The organism is Sorangium sp. So ce394 (genome assembly GCF_051474665.1).
Classification (GTDB): domain Bacteria; phylum Myxococcota_A; class Polyangia; order Polyangiales; family Polyangiaceae; genus Sorangium; species Sorangium cellulosum_D.
This window is the reverse complement of the sequence record NZ_CP150339.1, coordinates 4,116,031-4,134,275: the sequence shown is the minus strand read 5'-3', so window position 1 is coordinate 4,134,275 and position 18,245 is coordinate 4,116,031. Positions and strand designations below refer to the sequence as shown.

The following is an 18,245-nucleotide window of genomic DNA, read 5'->3' as shown; positions in this document are numbered from 1 at the left end:
CGCATGATCGAGCTCTTGAGCGACGCCCGCTGCATCGACTGCAACCTCTGCGTCAAGGTCTGCCCCACGAACGTCTTCGAGGCGCGGCCGGGCGCGGCGCCCGTCATCGCGCGCCAGGAAGACTGCCAGACCTGCTTCATGTGCGAGCTCTACTGCCCGACCGACGCGCTCTACGTGAGCCCGCTCGCCGAGCGCCGCGATCCCGTCGCCGAGGAGCGGCTCGCGCAGGACGGCCGCCTCGGGAGCTACGCGCACCACCTCGGGTGGCGCGCCGCGCGGCCCGGCGGTACGGATCGCGACCCCACGTTCCGGTTCCGCGCCGTGACGGCCGGGCAGTGAACACAACAGCGTGACGCTCCCTGCGCCGGCGCTCTCCCTCCCCGCGCGGGGCGCCCTGCCCGCGCGGGGCGGGCGCCGCGCGGGGTGGAAGAGCAGACGACCGTCGGCCCATGAGGGCGCGCGAGGCGCCCAGGACAATGCGGTGGAATCCAAGACCTCTCTGCAGCGCGCCCCCGGCGCTCCGGCGCTGCCGGACACGCCCTTTCGGTTCATCCTTCATTTCGTCCGCCGATACCGCGCCTGGTATCTGGCGATGTTCGTGTTCGAGTCGGCCCACGCCTCGTTCGGGATCATGATCCCTTATGCCATCGGGCAGGTGATCAAGGGCGTGACGCAGGCGCCGGACGGCGACCGGGCCGCGCTGAGCGGCCAGCTGCGCAGCCCGCTGACGCTGTTCGTCGCGCTCATCGCCGGCGAGTTCCTGTTCAGCCGCGTCGCGGGCCTCTGCCAGATCCTCGTCGGGCCGTGGCAGCGCCAGAACGTGACCCGCAATCTCTACGCCTACCTCCAGCACCACTCCCACCGGTATTTCAGCAACAACTTCGCCGGGGCGCTCGCCCACCGCATCAGCGAGACGTCGATGGGCGTCTCGCAGACGCTGTGGGCCATCCTGTTCGACTTCTGGCCGATCGCCATCGTCTTCTCCGTCTCGATCGGCCTGCTCTACCGCGCTCACCCGGAGCTCGCGGCGTTCGTCTCGGCCTGGGCGGCGCTGTTCGTCGGCATCTCTTACTGGCTCGCGACCCGCTGCCAGCCGCACGCGGTGCGGGCCGCGGGCGCGCGGAGCGAGACCACGGGCAAGGTCGTCGACTCGGTCACGAACCTCACGAGCGCGCGGCTCTTCGCCCGGCTCGGCTTCGAGCGCGAGTACCTCGACGAGCAGCTCGTCCGGGAGCTCCGGGCGGTGCGCCGGTCGAACTGGTACTCCGAGCGCGTGCGCTGGTTCCAGTTCGCGTCGGCCGCGCTGCTCAAGGTGGGGACGCTCTACTACGCGCTCGCGCTCTGGCAGCGCGGCGCCATCGGCGTCGCCGAGTTCGTGATGGCGACCAGCCTGTCGCTCCTCATCATCAACGAGGCGCGCAACCTGAGCCGCCGCTTCCTCGAGTTCTTCGAGTTCGTCGGCAACGTCGCGAACGGGGTGAACACCATCATCCGCTCCCACGAGCTCGTCGACCGGCCGGGCGCCGTCGCGCCGCGCATCGAGCGCGGCCGGATCGAGCTCCGGAACGTCACCTTCGGCTACACGCCGGACGACACGATCTTCGAGGGGCTCAGCGTGACGATCCCGCGCGGCCAGCGGGTCGGGCTCGTCGGCTTCTCCGGCTCCGGCAAATCGACCTTCGTCAACCTCATCCTGCGCCTCTACGACATCAACTCCGGTCAGATCCTGATCGACGGCGTGGACATCCGCGACATGACGCAGGACGCGCTGCACGCGCAGCTCAGCCTGATCCCGCAGGACCCGAGCCTCTTCCACCGGACGCTCCTCGACAACATCCGCTACGGGCGCCTCAGCGCGACCGACGAGGAGGTCGTCGAGGCGGCGCGCAAGGCGCGCGCGCACGAGTTCATCGCGCAGATGAAGGACCAGTATCGCTCCATGGTCGGCGAGCGCGGCGTCAAGCTCTCGGGCGGCCAGCGCCAGCGCATCGCGATCGCGCGGGTCATCCTGAAGGACGCGCCGATCCTCATCCTCGACGAGGCGACGTCGAGCCTCGACTCCATCACCGAGAAGGCCATCCAGGACACGCTCGACGGGGTCATGAAGGGCAAGACGGTGCTCGTCGTGGCCCATCGCCTCTCGACGATCGTCCACCTCGATCGCATCCTCGTGTTCGAGGACGGCCGGATCATCGAGGACGGCACCCACGCCGAGCTGCTGGCGCGGAACGGAGCCTACAAGCGGCTCTGGAGCAAGCAGTCGGACGGCTTCCTGCCCGACGGGGGCGCCGAGGAGCGCCGGGGGGCGCCGCGGGCCCAGGCGGCCGCGGCGCAGAGCGCGGTCCCGGCCACGTGAGGCGCGGCGCGCGGGCGGCTCAGGCGGGCGGCGCCGCCGCCGCCGGAGGCGCCGCGGCTACCGGAAGCTCCACGGCTGCGGCTGGTCCATGCGGGCGCGGAGGCCCTCCTCCCAGCGGACGAGCCGCGGCGTGAGCCACGCCGCCCCCGTGGCCAGCGCGACGCCGGCGACCACGTCGACCGCGTAGTGCCAGCGGAGGAGCATGGTGGAGATGATGATGTTGAAGGAGAAGAAGGCGGCCACCACGGCCAGCCAGAAGAGGCGCCGGTCCGTGCGCGCGCGGTGGAACGTGTACAGGGCGAACCAGAGCGGCGCGGCCGTGTGCAGCGAGGGAAAGACGTCCTTCATGGCGCCGCCGGCCTGCACGATGCTGCTCACGCACCCCCAGAAGAAGCCGCCGTCGAGCGGCCCCTGATAGAGGTGGCTCAGCGCCTGGATCGGGCCGTACGCCGGGACCGCCATGTAGCCGAGCTGGCCAACGCAGTAGACGATCGACGTGCCGACCGCGTACTCGGTCGTGCCGCGGCCGGGGCGGGCCACCCAGACCGCCAGCACCATCGAGGTGAAACAGATGAAGAAGTAGCTGAAGTAGAAGAAGGAGAACCACTCCACGACGGGGCGCGTGTTGAAGCGCTCCATCCAGAGCGCCGGCTCGAACCGGAAGAGGAGGAGGTCGAGCTGGAGGAGCTCCGCGTCGAGGCTGTCGCTCCGGACCGTCGGCAGGATGGTCCGGAGCGAGAGGTAGTTGAGGAGGAAGGTGCCGACGAGCGAGAGCCGGTAAACCACGCTCCGCAGCAGGCTGGGCACGAACGTCGCGCGGCGCACGAACACGCAGAGGGACACGAGCGCGACGATGGCGGCCAGATTGCGGTGCACGCAGTGCGCTTGCACCTCGGAGGGCGGCGCGCCGAGCAGGCAGACCGTCGTCACGACGAGGTAGCCGATGAGGATCGCGTCCTGGAGGGCGAACACGGCGACCAGGCCGCGCAGCGCGTCCTTCAGGAGCGTGCCGGGGCGCTCGATGTCGACCAGGCCGCGGGAGCCGGCGACTTTATCACAGTCCGTTGTCAGCCTCTCTTGCATACGGGAATGTTCCAGGGATGGCGTGATGCGCGCGTGGGTCGCCTACGTCCGTTGCGTCCGTTGCGTCAGGTCGCTCTGTATCACGTGTGGCGTCGCCGTGACATCCGTGACGAGCGCGCGCATCTGGAGAGCAACTCGGAGGCCACGCGGACGTCGAGTTTTTGACGGGCTGCTTCGCGTTGCGCGACAGCCGCGGGCGCCGCGCCGCGCGCCGGAGCGACGCGCCCCGGGCGCGGCCCGCCGCCGCGCCGCGCGTGCGAACGCGCAGCGCGCCGCTTCGCGCGTGCGAACGCGGCGACGCAGCGGCGCAGGTCCTACGCGTCCCACCGTGCGCTTTCGCTTTCTGATCCTCACTGCCGAGCTGCGGAGCGCGCAGAATCTGCGCGACTGCAGCTCCGCAGGATCTGCGTGCTCGCCGTACCCATCGCGCCTGTCGGACGCCGGTGATGCGGTGATCACGATCGCGAGAAGCGCAATGTCAACCCGCCGACGGCGCGCCCGGGCGAGCGTCGCTCCGCGGCGTGCGCGTCGCGCTGCGCGCCTCCCTCAGCGGCGTGCACCTCGGCCTGACGATGGGCCTTGAGCGGCGTGCCCGTCGCGGTCAGGAGGCGCGGCTGCTCTCGATCGTCAAGGCCCACGCGCGCTGGCCCCGGCGATCCCGATGGCGGCGCGGCGCCGTGACGGCGTCGCGGTGCGGTGTCGCGCGGTATCGCGCGGTGGAGCGTGACGGTGGGTAAGGCGCGGTGAGGCGACGTGGATGACTTTCCCGCCTTCCCACCTTCTCTTCTTCCTCGGCGATCTCTCCGGATGAACGGCGGCGCACCGCCGGCCGCGCGGCGCCGACGGGGAGCGCGGCCAGCCGCCTCATCCGCGCGACGGCGAGCGCTGAAGGCCAGACGTAACGCGCTGAGCTCGTGAGCTCGCGCGCGTCCGCTCGCCGCGGATCTCGGCGGCGCGCGGACGAGGCGCGATGGCCCGCGCGCCCACGGCCGGTGGGGCAGTCTGCCGCGACGCGGATCTCCTGCTGAAAACCTGGATCGGCCAGGCTGAGCAGCGCGCCTCGCGAGCTGAGCGGCGCAGAAGCCCGCGATCCGCGTCGCGACGCGTTTGCGCCGACGCGCACCGTTGTCGTTCGCCCTGGGCGAGACGCCCCCGGGACGACCGCGGGCTCGCGCGGCGATCCCCGGGAGCTCTCGCTGGATCCGCGCTGGAGAGGCCCAATTTCCATGGGTTCTACTCCATGGCATCCACGTTGCAGTTACCCCTCCTGCCGACATCGTTCAGCGAAGATCGGGCAGGGTGCCGCAGCTGCGTTGTCCCGCGCCGGCGCCGAGCGATGCGCCAGACACCAAGGAGACCTATCATGGCACAGCAACAAGGGCAGAGCAGCAGTCGCGGGTTCGCGGCGATGGACCAGAAGCAGCAGCGTGCCATCGCGAGCATGGGTGGCAAGGCCGCGCACGAGAAGGGCACAGCCCACGAGTTCAGCTCCGAGGAGGCCCGCGCCGCGGGCCGCAAGGGCGGCGCGGCCGTGAGCCGGAACCGCGAGCACATGGCCGCGATCGGCCGCAAGGGCGGCGCGGCCGTGAGCCAGAACCGCGGGCACATGGCCCAGATCGGCCGCAAGGGCGGCGAGGCGCGCGGCGACGGCTCGAGCAACGCGAGCGCCGCGCAGGCCGAGGGCGAGCGCGAGCAGGGCGGCAGCCACGAGCAGCACATCCAGGCCGTCCAGCAGAGCCACGAGGCCCACTGATCGGCGCCGCTGCCGGCGGCCGCCGGCGCGCGGGTACGCGCGGCAGCTGGGCTCGCCAGCTGCTCGCGCGCGCCGCCCCGCGGAGCTCGACGAAGCTCCGCGCGGCCGTTCGAGGGTGTCAGGGCGAGAGGGTGACGAGGAAGACGTCGCCGTTGTTGCGATCGCGCGCGGGCGCGCTGTGCTCGAGGGCGGGGAGCCCGCCGCCGAGCTCGAGCCGCTCGCCGCAGAAGAGGCCCGCCACCACGGTGTTTCCGCCGGCGGTGACCGCCTGCGCGGTGGCGTACGAGAAGAACTGATCCCGGTAGACATCGGACCAGAGCTCCTCGGAGAAGTCCGGGCTGAGCTTCGCGACGAACGCGTCGCCCGTCGAGGGCGCGCCGACCGAGAGGGGCTCTCCGCCGAGCGAGAGCGACCTCGTGAAGTAGCCGCTCAGCACGTGGTTGCCCCAGGGATCCTGCGAGAAGCCCCACACGAACTCGTCGCCGTCGGACAGGAACGCGCGCGCGGCGAGCGGCTCCCCCGCATCGGCGTCGAGCCGGGCGACGTAGAGGTCGTATCCCGCCGCCTCGGTGTGCTCGACGTCGATGGAGCCGACCTGGAACGGCGCCCGGTGGTTGCCGAGGACCACGGGGTGGCCGTCGACGCCGACGCTGACGTACTTCGCGTACTGCTCGCCGGCGGCGCCCAGCGAGCTCGCCCAGACCAGGCTGCCCGACGCCAGATCGAACCGGGCGACGAGCCCGTCGATGCTGTAGATCGGCTCGCCGCCGCCCCCGGCGCCGCCGGCGCCCGTCGTCACGCCGCTGACGGCGCTCTCCAGGAGCCGGTGGTCGAGCGCGAGCCTGCCGCCGAACGCGCCGGCCACGTAGAGGGCCGAGCCGCTGGTCGCGAGGCTGGCGAGGCGCTGCCAGCTCTCGAGGGACCCGAACCGCTTGCTCCAGAGGTGGCCGCCGGCGGCGTCGAGCTTCGCGACGACGGCGCCGTCGCTGCCGGTGCCCGTGAGCTCGGCCCCGGGATCCTCGCTGAAGTTGATGGCGCCGTCGGCGACGCCGAGGACCACGATCTCGTCCTCCGCGGTGACGACCAACGCCGAGGCGTACTGGTCCAGCGCGTCGCCGAAGCGCTTGCTGAAGAGGTGGTTGCCGTCGGGGTCGAGCTTGGCGACGAAGATGTCCCGCTCGCCGGCGCTCACGAGCGCCGTGCCCGGGTCCGCGCCGAAGTTGAGGGTCCCCTCGAACTCGCCGGCGATGACGATGTTGCCGCTCGAATCCGTGGCCACCGCGATCGCGTATTGATCCGACGCGTCGCCGAAGCGCTTGCTCCAGAGGTGGCCCCCGGCCGGGTCGAGCTTCACCACGAAGATGTCGTGTTGGCCCGCGCTCACGAGGCGGTCGGCGTCGCCGCCGAAGTTGATCGCGGTCTGGAAGCCGCCGACCAGGACGACGTTCTCGCCCTGATCCGCGGCGATCGCCTCGACGCGCTCGCCCCTCTCCTCGCCGGCGCTGGCGCCCCAGAGCGCGTCTCCGAGGAACTCGGGAGGCTCGCCGCCGCCGCCTTCGCCGCCGCTGCCGCCGGCGCCGCCGAAGCCGCCGACGCCGCCCGGCCCGGCGCCGCCGGTGCCGCCCGCGCCGCCGAAGCCGCCGACGCCGCCCGGCCCGGTGCCGCCGGCGCCGCCAGCGCCGCCTTGCCCGCCCGAGCCGCCTTGCCCGCCAGCGCCGCCCGAGCCGCCTTGCCCGCCAGCGCCGCCCGAGCCGCCTTGCCCGCCAGCGCCGCCCGAGCCGCCTTGCCCGCCAGCGCCGCCCGAGCCGCCGAAGCCGCCTTGCCCGCCGTCGCCGCCCGCGCCACCGGAGCCGCCTTGCCCGCCGGATCCACCGTCGCCACCGCTGGCCCCCGCGCCCCCGTCCCCGCCGACGCCGCCCTCCCCGCCGATACCGCCCTCACCGCCGCCGCTCGATGAAGCGGTGGTGCCGTCGTCAGGCTCCGAGTCGCAGCCGCCGCAGCCCACGGGGAGCCCCATGCTCGTCAGCAGAGCAATCTGGGCCACTCTCGTCACGAAGCGCTCTCTCATCATTCCTCCATGTCTCGACGAAGAACCCTCGCCGCGGGGCGTTCGGTGGAGCCAAGGACGGTCCGGTCCCCCATCGCTGTGGGGTGTCGAACGTCCTATCCGCTGTGTCGTGAAGCTGGAGTACGCGTGCCCGCCGTTCGAATCAACAGCTGTCTCGGCGAAATCCGGGGCGACAACCTGCTACCTCCGGTTCCGCCTCCACGGCACGTCCCGATTCCACAGCGCGCCCCGCGCGAGCGCGGCGCGCCCCGAGACAGCGCGCCGCGGTTCGCCTCAGCGCCCGTCCCGCGCTTCGCTCCCCCACCTCGAGCGCGCGCCCCGCGCGTCGCTCCCCCACAACGATGCGCGTCGGCGCTCGACGCGCGGCCGCCCTGCCCGGTGCAGCTTTGTCCCATTGTGGCGGAATGCCTCACCGCGCCCACGCGCGAAGGCGGGACGTCCTCGGCCGAGCGCGCCGTGCGGGGCGGCGGGCGACCGCGGTACGCGATCTGCATCGTGCAGCAGCCTGATGCAGACGGCTTGGCTTCGGAGCGCGGCGATCCTCGGTGCGCTCGCGCTCTCCGCGTGCAGCGGCGACAAGAGCCGCGCGCTGGAGAGCGCCGGCGCGCCCGAGGGCGGCGTCGCGCTGCCGGCCGCCGCGCCGCAGCCGGGCGCGCCGGAGGACGCGGCGCGCGGCAGCGCCGGGCCGAAGCAGGCGTCGCCGTTTCGCGTGGCCACCTACAACGGCGGGCTCGCGATGGGCGTGCTCAAATACGTCGACGAGCGGGCGGAGCCGCTCATCCGCGCGCTCGCCGAGCAGCCCGCGGATCTGCTCTGCGTGCAGGAGTTCTGGCTGGAGGAGCACTGGCAGCGGCTCGTCTCCGCCACGTCCAGCGCCTTGCCGCATACCTTCCGGCTGCCCCCGGGCCACGAGGACGGCGGCTGCACGCAGCAGGAGACCGAGCCGCTCGTCGCGTGCGCCGCGAAGAGCTGCGCCGGCCTGACCCAGCACGCCTTGCTCCCGTGCCTCCTCCAGAGCTGCTCGGCGAGGCTCACCAGCCTGTCGCCCGACTGCTTCAACTGCCTCTCCGCGAACCCGCGGCAGGGGCCTGACGAGCTTGCTCGAGCGTGCCTTCGCACACGCACGAACAGCGCCGCCGGCGCGCGTCCCCCCGCGCGCGCCGGCGGCGCGACGGCCGTGGAGGCCTACGCCGGGGCCTCCGGCACCGCCATCCTGACGAACGCCGAGATCCTCGAGCGCGACGCGCTGGTGCTCCCGTCCGCGATCGATCGGCGCGCCGTGCTCTATGCCCGCATCTCGCCCCCTTCCGTCGGCGAGCTCCACGTCTTCTGCACCCACCTCACGGCGAGCCTGGAGGGCGTCCCGCACCCCCGCAACACGTCGTGGCAAAAGGACCAGTCCGCGCAGATCGACGCGCTCCTCGATTACATCGATCGCAAGACGGGCGGCCGCGGCGCGACCGCGCTGCTCGGCGATCTCAACACCGGCCCGGCCAAAGCGCCCTCGATCTCGGCGCGCCTGCCCGCCCATTACGACCGGCTGCTCGCGCGCGGCTTCGTGAACCCCTACGCGTCCCAGGGGGACGCGAAGTGCACGTATTGCTTCGACAACCCCCTCGACGGGGGGAAGGGCACCCGCGGGCTGCTGATCGACCACGTGCTGCTGCGCGGCTTCGAGGGCGACGCGCGCGGGGCCCAGATCATGCGGTCGAACCTCACGATCGAGGCGGGCAAGAAGAAGGTGAAGAGCGGCTTCTCCGACCATTACGGGCTGCTCGTCACCCTGTCGAGGCGCGACACATGACGCGCCCGGGCGCCCTTCGTCACCGCGCCTCCCGGGGGGCAGAGCGACACCGCGCCTCGCGCGAGGCGGGCGAGACGATCGATTGACGACGGATGACCGAGACCGAGCGCCGGGATGCAGCCCTCGGCGTCCACACGCGGAGCGATTATGACGGAGCGAGCCTACGATAAGAACACCGTCTGGACCCACGCCGTCCTCCCTCCCATGGCCCCCCTCGCGACCGATCACACGGCGGACGTGTGCGTGGTGGGCGCCGGGATCGCCGGGCTGACGACGGCCTATCTCCTCGCCAAGGCGGGCAAGCGCGTCATCGTCCTCGACAACGGCGCGGTCGGCGGGGGCGAGTCGGGCTTCACGACCGCGCACATCACCCACGCGCTCGATCGGCGCTGGGCCTCGCTCGCGAAGCTCCACAACGTGAGCCACCTGCGGCTCGCCGCGCGCAGCCACACGATGGCCATCGACACGATCGAGCGCATCGTCAAGGACGAGGAGATCGACTGCGACTTCCGGCGCGTCCACGGCTATCTCTTCGCGGCCCCGGGGTCGCCCCCGATGACGCTCCGCGACGAGATCCAGGCCGCGCACCGCGCCGGGCTGGGCTCGGTCCATTACGTCGACCGGGCGCCGCTCGTCGATTTCGACACGGGGCCGGCGGTCTGTTTCCCCGATCAGGCGCAGTTTCATATCCGCAGGTACCTCGCGGGGCTATCGCGGGCGATCGAGCGCGACGGCGGCAAGCTCTACACGCTGGCGCACGTGGTCGACGTGGACGAGGGCGCGGCGCCGCACAAGGTCGTCGTCAAGACCGCGCGGGGCCTCCAGGTGGTCGCGAGCGAGGCCGTGCTCGCCACGAGCTCGCCGTTCATCCCGCGCATCAGCGTGCACATGAAACAGGCCGGATACCGGACCTACGTCATCGGCCTGCGCGTGCCCCGGGACGCCGTCGCGCCGGGCCTCTACTGGGACACGGCCGATCCGTTCCATTACGTCCGCGTGGCGAACGTCGACGGCGCGGATGGCCCGGACCAGGTGCTCATCGTGGGCGGAGAGGACCACAAGACGGGCCAGGCCAGCGACGCAGACCAGCGGTACGCGCGGCTCGAGGCGTGGGCGAGGGAGCGCTTCGCGCAGGCCGGCGAGGTGCTGCACCGCTGGTCCGGCGAGGTGATGGAGACGGTCGACGGGCTCGCGTACATCGGCCGCGTCAAGCGGGACTCGAGGATCCTGATCTCCACGGGCGACTGCGGCAACGGCATGACGCACGGGACCATCGCCGGGCTGGTGATCTCGGATCTCGTTCAGGGCCGGGAGAACCGGATGGCGTCGCTCTTCGATCCCACGCGCGTCAACCTGAGCGCGGCCGCCGTCTCGGAGTACGTGAAGGAGAACGTCAATGTCGCCTGCCAGTACGCCTCGTGGCTCGGCAAGGGCGATGTCGGCGACGTGGCGCAGATCGCGCCGGGCAGCGGCGCCGTCGTGCGCAGGGGCCTCAAGAAGCTCGCCGTCTACCGCGACCCGCAGGGGCAGATCCACGAGATGTCGGCCATGTGCACCCACCTCGGCGGCATCGTGTCGTGGAACCCGGCGGAGCGCAGCTGGGACTGCCGCTGTCACGGCGCCCGGTTCGACGCCATGGGCCGCGTCCTGCGCGGCCCGGCCACGGCCGATCTCGCGCCGGTCGCGCCGAGCGAGGCGCCCGCCGGCGCCGGAGAATCGGTGACGCCGAAGGGTACGCCCGAGGTCGTCGCCGTCCCGGTGTCGGCCGTGAATCTGCCCCAGAGTCGCCCGGCCACCTGATCGGCGAGCGCCATGCGCGCTTGCGCGCGACGCGCCGCGTGAGGGCGCAGTTGACCCCCGCGCGAGCCGCGTGCGATCATCACCGGGTGGTCCGGGAGGGTTCCCGGCGGCTTGGTGATGAGATGAATTTTCTGCGCCCTCGTGCCCCGCGCGCCGCGGGCATCGCCGTGGTTGTCCTCTCGGTCGCCGTGGCGCTCCCGGCGCGGGCCGAGCCCTCGGCGGCGGATCGACAGACCGCGCGGACGCTCCTCATCGAGGGGCGCAAGAAGCGCGACGCGGGGGACGTAGCGGCCGCCCGCGCGGATTTCCAGGCCGCCCACGCGCTCGTCCGCGCCCCCACGACGGGGCTCGATCTGGCGCGCGCGGACGAGGCGCTGGGCCACCTGCTCGAGGCCCGGGAGACGGCGTACGAGGTCGTCCACCTGCCCCTCGGGAAGGACGAGCCCGCGGCGTTCACGCAGGCGCGGGCGGCGGCCGCGGCGCTGGTCGAGCAGCTCGACGCGCGCATCCCGTCGCTCGTGCTGCGCGTCGAGGGCGCGTCGCTGGACCAGATCGAGGCGCGGGTGGACGGCCAGCCGATCCCCCGCGCGGCGCTCCCGTACCCCCGCAAGCTCAACCCCGGTCGCCACGAGGTGGTGGTGGCGGCGCCCGGCTTCCAGACCGAGCGGCGCGAGGTCGCGCTGAAGGAGGCGGAGCGCGCGCCGGTGGAGGTCCGCATCGCCCTCGTCCCGGGGCGCGGTCCCGCGGCCGAGGCCAGCGCCCCGGGCCAGCCGCCGCCCGAGAGCGCGCCCGCGGAGCCTCGCGCGCCCGTGCCGCTGTGGGCGTGGGCGGCGGGCGGCGTCGGGCTCGCGGCGCTCGCGGGGAGCGTGGCGTTCGCGGTCGACCACGCGGCCGCGCGCGATCGGGTCGAGCGGGACTGCCCTGGGTCCGTGTGCGATCGGCGCGCGTACGACCTCGAGAGCATGGAGGCGCTCCGGGCGCGGTGGAACCGGAGCCTCGGGCTGTCGGTGACGCTCGGCGCGATCGGCATCGCCGGCGTCGGCGCGGCGCTCGGCGGCATCCTCCTGCGACCCAGGACGGGCGACGAGCGGGCGGCCGCGTCGCTCGTGCCGCTCGTGACCCCCACGGCGCAGGGCGTGGTGTGGCAGGGGGCGTTCTGATGATGGCGCGACAGTTCATGGCGGCTTCGGCCGCGGCGGCGCTCGGCTGCGTGGCGCTCGGCGGCGCGGCGCTCGGCTGCGCGCCGGAGCTCAGCCTCTCGGCCGCGACGACGGGCTCGGGCGGCGCCGGGGGCGCGGGGGGCGGCGGCGCGCCGCCGGCGGGCGGCGAGGTGCAGTGGGCGCGCGCGCTCGGGGGCGACGGGGAGCAGGCCGGGGCGAGCGTGGCGGTCGCGGACGACCGCAGCGCGGCGCTCCTCGGCCGGCTCACGGCGGCGGAGGGCGTGGCCCTCGACGACGAGCGCGTGACGCCGATCGGCGTGGAGAACGTCTTTTGGGCGCGGCTCTCGGCGAGCGACGGGGCGGGGCTCGGGCTGAAGCGCTTCGGGGCGTTCGACCCGCAGATCGTGAACGCGGTCGCGACCGACGGGAACGAGGGCCTCCTCGTGGCGGGGGAGTTCTCGGGCAAGCTGGAGTTCGGCGGCGCGCCGCGGACGAGCGCCGGCGGGCGGGACGGCTACGTCGCGCGGCTCGACGCCGAGGGGCGGGAGCTGTGGCTGCAGCCGCTCGGGGGCGTCGGCTTCCAGGCGGCGACGGGCGTGGCGGCGATCGCGGCGGGGCGCCTCGTCGTGGCCGGCCGCTTCTCGGGCGCGCTGAGCGTCGGCAAGGACCGGCTCCAGAGCGCCGGCGGCAGCGACGTGTTCGTGGCGAGCTTCGACGCCGACGGGACGCCGCTCTGGAGCGCGCGGTTCGGCGACGGCTTCGATCAGCAGGCCCGCGCCGTGGCGATGGACGAGCGCGGCAACGCGATCGTGGTCGGGGACTTCGCCGGGACGCTCGATCTGGGCGGCGATCCGCTGGAGAGCGCCGGGGATCTCGACGTGTTCGTGGCGAGCTTCGACGCGCTCGGCAAGCACCGCTGGAGCAAGCGCTTCGGCGACGCGGGGCTGCAGCGGGCCAGGGCGGTGGCGGTCGACGGCGCGGGCAACGTGATCGTGGGCGGGGAGCTCAGCGGGGCGATCGACCTCGGCGGGGGGCCACGGGTGGCCGGAGAGCGGCCGGCGGTGTTCGTGGCGAAGCTCGATGCGAAGGGCGGGCACCTCTACAGCCGGGTCATCGGCGAGCAGGGCGCGACGCTGGGGCAGCTGCTCGTCGATGGGACGGGGGACGTGCTCGTGGCGGGGGGTTTCCGGGGCGAGGCGTCGCTCGCGGCGGGGCCCGTGAGGAGCGCGGGCGGCGACGACGTGTTCGTGGCCAAGCTCGATCCGGAGGGCGGCTTCCGGTGGAGCCACCGCTTCGGCGGGGCGGGCGCGGACCGGGCGACGGGGGTGGCGATCGACCGGGAGCGGCAGGTGTTCGTCACGGGGGCGTTCACCGGGACGGTGGAGTTCGGGGAGAAGCAGCTCGATGGCGGCGAGGGCACGGACGTGTTCGTGACCAAGCTGTCGCCGTGAAGCGGCGGTTGCCGCGAAGGATGGAGGCGCGATGATGCGTGCGGGGAAAAAGGGCGTGCGGTCGCGCGGGCGGCGGTTGGCGATGGGGCTCGCGGCGGGCGTGATCGGGGTGATGCTGCCGGTCGCGGGGTGGGCGGTCGAGGATACAGATAGTGATGGAGTTGCCGATCCGAATGACAACTGCCCGATGCTGGCAAATCCGGCGCAGGAGGACTCCGATGGAGACGGGCTCGGCGACGCCTGCGACAACTGCCCGTCCGTGCCCAATCCGACCCAGGAGGACCTCGACGGCGATGCGCTCGGGGACGCCTGCGACGACGACTTCGACGGCGACGGCGTCCCCAACGACGCCGACAACTGCGAGAGCCTGCAAAACCCAGATCAGACGGACTCCGATGGAGACGGCATCGGAGATCCCTGTGACGACGACACCTCTGCGCCGGACGACGACGGCGACGGTGTAGCCAACGAGGTCGACAACTGTCCCAGCGTGGTCAACCCGCTCCAGGAGGACCGGGACGACGACAAGCTCGGCGACGTCTGCGACAACTGCCCCGTGACGCAGAATCCGAACCAGGAGGACAGCGACGGCGACGGCGTGGGCGACTTCTGCGAGCCCGACTTCGACGCCGACGGCGACGGGCTCGTCAACGCCGAGGACAACTGCCCTGCGGAGCGGAACCCGGATCAAACGAACACGGACGGCGACAGCCTCGGAGACGCCTGCGATCCGGACAGCGACGACGACGGCGTGCTCGACGGGGAGGACAACTGCCCCCTCGCGTCGAATATCTTCCAGGAAGATACGGACCGCGACGGCACCGGCGACGCCTGCGAGGACGACGACGACAACGACGGCATCGCGGACGAGCGCGACAACTGCCCCTTCGTGTCGAACCAGGACCAGGCCGACGGCGACGCCGACGGCCGCGGCGACGCCTGCGACCTCGGCGCGGACGCCGACGCCGACGGCGACGGCATCCCGAACGAGGCCGACAACTGCCCGGAGGTCCCGAACCCCGATCAGACGGACACGGACGATGACGGCACGGGCAACGCCTGCGCGGACACCGACGGCGACGGCCTGACCGACGCGGCGGACAACTGCGACGAGGAGCCGAATCCCGAGCAGACCGACAGCGACGGCGACGGGCAGGGCGACGCCTGCGACGGGGACGACGACGGCGACGGCGTGCTCGACGAGGCGGACAACTGCGACGCGGTCCCGAACGCCGACCAGGCCGACAGCGACGGCGACGATCAGGGTGATGCCTGCGATGTCGACGACGAGGACGACGACAACGACGGCGTCCAGGACGGCGACGACAACTGCCCGCTGGCGGCCAACGCGGATCAAGCGGACGCCGACGCCGACGGGATCGGCGACGTCTGCGACGGCAGCGGCGGCGCTGGCGGCGGCGGGACGGGCGGCGGCGGGCAGACCCCGGAGCCGGAGGTCTCGTCGGGCCTGGTCTGCGCGATGCAGCGAGGCGAGGGCGGCGGCGCGCTCGTCGGCCTCGCGGCGTTCCTCGCGGGCGCGCTCGGCCTGGGCTCCCGCCGGCGTCGCGGCCGCGCGGCGTGATCGCCGCCGCGCGCGGCGCTGCGGCGCAGCGGTCGTGAAGGGCTGCCGGCGCGCGGCAGCACGGTCAGCCGGACGTGAGGGCGGTCGGCGTCGAATTAGACCAAGACCATAGCGTTCGATCCTATCCCGGTTGGATGAGAGAGGGACCCACCGAGGCACAGAGGCGCAGCGGAGAGGACAGAGAAACTCTGTGTCCTCTGTGCATCGGTGGGTCCCAATTCCTCCTCATCGCACGACCAGGAAGAACGAACGACGCGAGCGCTCGCTCGGTGGCTACCTGGGAATTGCCGCAAGCACGGGGTGGGTCATGACCCCACGCCGGTTCCGGGCGGGCTCGGCCGCCTCCCCGATCCGAGCATTTTTCTGAGCCGTGGCTGCGCGGCGGTGTAACTGCTCCGACTGAACGCGCCGGACGCTCGCTCCGCAGCCCGCGCTGCGGGTGGGCCGTCTGGAGCCACCTTTGGAGACACCATGCGCCTAGCTCTGCCGCTCTCTCTTTCGTTGCTGACCACCCTGTTCGGGCTCACGTTCGGCGCTGGCTGTAGCGATGGCGTCGTCGATGGCGCCGCCCCGTCCGGCGGCGCGGGCACGGGCGACAGCGGCGGCGGCGCCGCGAGCGGCGGCGGCAGCGCCAGCGGCGGGGGCAGCGGCGGCGGCAGCGCCAGCGGCGGCGGCGGCGGGGCCGGGGCGGGCACCGGCGGCGCGGGCGGCGGCGTCATCCCGACCCCGACGACCACCGTCACGTGCCAGGGCAAGATGTACCAGTGCGGGGATCTCATCGACAACGACGGGGACGGGCTCCTCGACGCGCAGGACCCGGACTGCCTCGGCGCGTGCGACAACACCGAGGACAGCTACTACGGCGGGATCCCCGGGCAGGCAGGGCCGGCGTGCACCGTCGATTGCTACTTCGACCAGGACTCCGGGTCCGGCAACGACGATTGCCACTGGAACCATCAGTGCGATCCGAACGAGGTCGCGCCCGACTATCACCCCGAGTCGATCAACGGGTCGATGTGCGCGTACGACCCTGCGGCATCGACGCCGGGCGCCCAGGGCAGGAGCTGCAGCCAGCTCAAGATGGAGCAGTCCGATGCCTGCCACGATGTCTGCGGTCCGCTCACGCCGAACGGCTGCGACTGCTTCGGCTGCTGCGAGCTGCCCGCGGGCAGCGGCCTCTACGTCTGGCTCGGCTCCGACGCCGACGGCACCGGCCAAGGCTCGTGCTCGCGCGACGGCATCTCCGACCCGAGCCGCTGCGAGCCGTGCACGCCCGTGGACGCCTGCCTCAACGATTGCGGCCGCTGCGAGCTGTGCCTCGGCAAGGACACGCTGCCCGCCGATTGCGTCGAGACCGGCACCGGCGCCGGCGGCGGAGGGACCGGCGGCGGCGCGGCCGGCAGCGGCGGCGACGGGGTCGGCGGCGGCGCCGCAGGGAGCGGCGGCGGCGACCCGGGCGGCCAGTGCGCGCCGGGAGTCCAGCCCTGCGGGCTCGCCGGCCAGGAGCCTTGTGCCGCCGATTACTACTGCATCACGGGCTGCTGCCAGCCCATCGTGAAGTAGCACCGATAAGCGCGAGCTCTCCCTGGATTCCAGGCCAGGGAGGGAGCCTTGAAGAGCGCTGAAGACACGGAGGTTTGTTACAACTCTCCTCTGTGCCCACAGCGCCTCGGTGGTGTATTGCGTCCGTGCGAGCTGGAGACGAGCTTGGGGGGGACGCAGCGCTGACCGCCCGCGAGCTGAGACATTGTGTCTGCGGCGACGAAACATCGTTTGAAAGGAGACGAGTCGATGAGGATGCGCTCGATGGCTGTTGGGATGCTCTGCGCCTCGCTGGGGATGGGGTGTGGCGGCGACGACGAGGATCAGCCGAAGCGCTGCTCGGTGGCCGAGCAGACGGGGTGCACCGCGCCGCAGGTGTGCGAGGAGGTGGAGGGCGCCGAGCCCGCCTGCTTCGATCCGGTGACCCTGAAGGGCCGCGTCTACGACTCGCTCGACGACAAGGGCATCGCCGGCGCGCGCGTGCTCGCCCGGGACGCGAACGACGCCGTGATCTCCCGGGTCGCCGTCACCGGCGCCGACGGCAGCTACGAGCTCGCGGTGCCCGCGCGGCGCGACGCCAGCGGGGCGCCGGTCGAGACCGACGTCACGCTGCGCGCCGACGCGCTCGCTTACGAGACCTTCCCGAAGGCGCCGCGGGTCGCGTTGCCCATCGACCTCTCGACCGCGTCGGGCAAGCCGCTCGGGATCGCGTCGGCGGCCACCGAGATCGCGCTGTTGCCGCTGCCCGACAGCGACGGGCTCGGCTCCATCTCCGGGGTCGTCCGCGCCGACCAGCCTGGCGGGACGCTGCTCGTCGCGGGCGGCGCCACCGGCGCGGCCGATCTCGACGGCAGCTACACGATCTTCAACGTGCCCGCGGGCGAGGTCACGGTGAAAGGCTACGGCGCCGGCCTCGCGCTCGACACGGCGAGCGCGACCGTCAGCGCGGGCAAGGAGACGGCCGGCGTGGATCTGCACGAGACCGGCGCGGCCACGGCGGTCGTGAGCGGCAAGGTCGAGATCGTGAACGCGCCCGGCGGGAGCGCGACCTCGGTCATCCTGGTCGTGGCCGATACGTTCGACGAGATGACCGCCCGCGGCGAGACGCCGCGCGGGCTCCGGCAGGGCGGCGTGACCGGCGAGTTCTCGATCGACGGGGTGCCCGACGGCGAGTACGTCATCCTCGCCGCCTTCGAGAACGACGCGCTCGTGCGGGATCCCGACACGTCGATCGGCGGGACCGAGATCGTGCGCATCAAGGTCTCCGGCGATGATCTGCCGGTGCAGGAGTCGTTCAAGGTGACGGGCGCGCTCGCCGTCGCCTCGCCCGGCGCGCGCTCGCTCGAGGAGGTGAGCGGGACACCGACGTTCGTCTTCGAGGACGACTCCAGCGAAGATCTCTACGAGGTGATGCTGTTCGACGCGCTCGGGGCGAAGATCTGGGAGAACCTCGAGGTGCCCAGGGTGTCGGGGAGCGAGAACGTCTCTGTCGAGTACGACGGTCCGGCGCTGATGCCTGGGATGATCTACCAGTTCAGGGCCACCTCGAAGAAGGGCGGTACGCCCATCTCGCAGACCGAGGACCTGAAGGGCGTCTTCCTCTACCGATGATCGGACATCCGTGATCGGGCCGGCGCGCGCCGACG

At 72.7% G+C, this 18,245-nt stretch carries 12 protein-coding genes; 10 read left to right on the top strand and 2 right to left on the bottom strand.

Annotation, left to right across the window (positions count from 1 at the left end):
• Positions 1-3 precede the first annotated feature (3 nt).
• Together WMF33_RS15380 and WMF33_RS15375 are read left to right on the top strand one after the other, a co-directional pair.
• Positions 4-339 carry a 4Fe-4S dicluster domain-containing protein gene (locus WMF33_RS15380; RefSeq protein WP_437337828.1) on the top strand — a complete coding sequence of 112 codons (336 nt, stop codon included), beginning with the start codon at positions 4-6 and terminating at the stop codon, positions 337-339.
• A gap of 253 nt (positions 340-592) precedes the next feature.
• Complete coding sequence (locus WMF33_RS15375) at positions 593-2,356, top strand: ABC transporter ATP-binding protein (protein ID WP_437339486.1); 1,764 nt, start codon at positions 593-595, stop codon at positions 2,354-2,356.
• Positions 2,357-2,413: 57 nt separating this feature from the next.
• Here WMF33_RS15375 and WMF33_RS15370 read toward each other — a convergent pair whose 3' ends face one another.
• A complete protein-coding gene (locus WMF33_RS15370; RefSeq protein ID WP_437337827.1) occupies positions 2,414-3,439 on the bottom strand; it encodes a phosphatase PAP2 family protein in 1,026 nt (341 codons plus the stop codon).
• A 1,363-nt stretch (positions 3,440-4,802) separates the two neighbouring features.
• On the opposite strand from WMF33_RS15370, the gene WMF33_RS15365 reads away from it, so the two are divergent.
• Entirely contained in the window at positions 4,803-5,192 is a 390-nt protein-coding gene (locus WMF33_RS15365; protein WP_437337826.1) for a KGG domain-containing protein, read from the top strand.
• Between the two features lie 118 nt (positions 5,193-5,310).
• On the opposite strand, the gene WMF33_RS15360 is transcribed toward WMF33_RS15365, so the two are convergent.
• On the bottom strand, positions 5,311-7,236 hold the full coding sequence (locus tag WMF33_RS15360; protein WP_437337825.1) for a PE-PGRS family protein: 1,926 nt from the start codon (positions 7,234-7,236) through the stop codon (positions 5,311-5,313).
• A 532-nt stretch (positions 7,237-7,768) separates the two neighbouring features.
• Here WMF33_RS15360 and WMF33_RS15355 point away from each other — a divergent pair.
• The 7 genes from WMF33_RS15355 (at position 7,769) to WMF33_RS15325 (ending at position 18,210) form a co-directional block, all read left to right on the top strand.
• The gene (locus WMF33_RS15355; protein ID WP_437337824.1) at positions 7,769-9,064 is read left to right on the top strand and encodes an endonuclease/exonuclease/phosphatase family protein; all 1,296 of its coding nucleotides are present in this window, start codon (positions 7,769-7,771) and stop codon (positions 9,062-9,064) included.
• 147 nt (positions 9,065-9,211) lie between these two features.
• The gene (locus tag WMF33_RS15350) at positions 9,212-10,864 is read left to right on the top strand and encodes an FAD-dependent oxidoreductase (protein WP_437337823.1); all 1,653 of its coding nucleotides are present in this window, start codon (positions 9,212-9,214) and stop codon (positions 10,862-10,864) included.
• 122 nt (positions 10,865-10,986) lie between these two features.
• On the top strand, positions 10,987-12,024 hold the full coding sequence (locus tag WMF33_RS15345) for a hypothetical protein (RefSeq protein ID WP_437337822.1): 1,038 nt from the start codon (positions 10,987-10,989) through the stop codon (positions 12,022-12,024).
• Complete coding sequence (locus WMF33_RS15340) at positions 12,024-13,475, top strand: hypothetical protein (RefSeq protein WP_437337821.1); 1,452 nt, start codon at positions 12,024-12,026, stop codon at positions 13,473-13,475. Before WMF33_RS15345 ends, WMF33_RS15340 begins: the two co-directional genes overlap by 1 nt.
• Before the next feature lie 31 nt (positions 13,476-13,506).
• Complete coding sequence (locus WMF33_RS15335; RefSeq protein WP_437337820.1) at positions 13,507-15,057, top strand: thrombospondin type 3 repeat-containing protein; 1,551 nt, start codon at positions 13,507-13,509, stop codon at positions 15,055-15,057.
• Positions 15,058-15,528: 471 nt separating this feature from the next.
• Positions 15,529-16,620 carry a hypothetical protein gene (locus WMF33_RS15330; protein ID WP_437337819.1) on the top strand — a complete coding sequence of 364 codons (1,092 nt, stop codon included), beginning with the start codon at positions 15,529-15,531 and terminating at the stop codon, positions 16,618-16,620.
• 243 nt (positions 16,621-16,863) lie between these two features.
• Entirely contained in the window at positions 16,864-18,210 is a 1,347-nt protein-coding gene (locus WMF33_RS15325; protein WP_437337818.1) for a hypothetical protein, read from the top strand.
• The last annotated feature ends 35 nt before the right edge of the window (positions 18,211-18,245 follow it).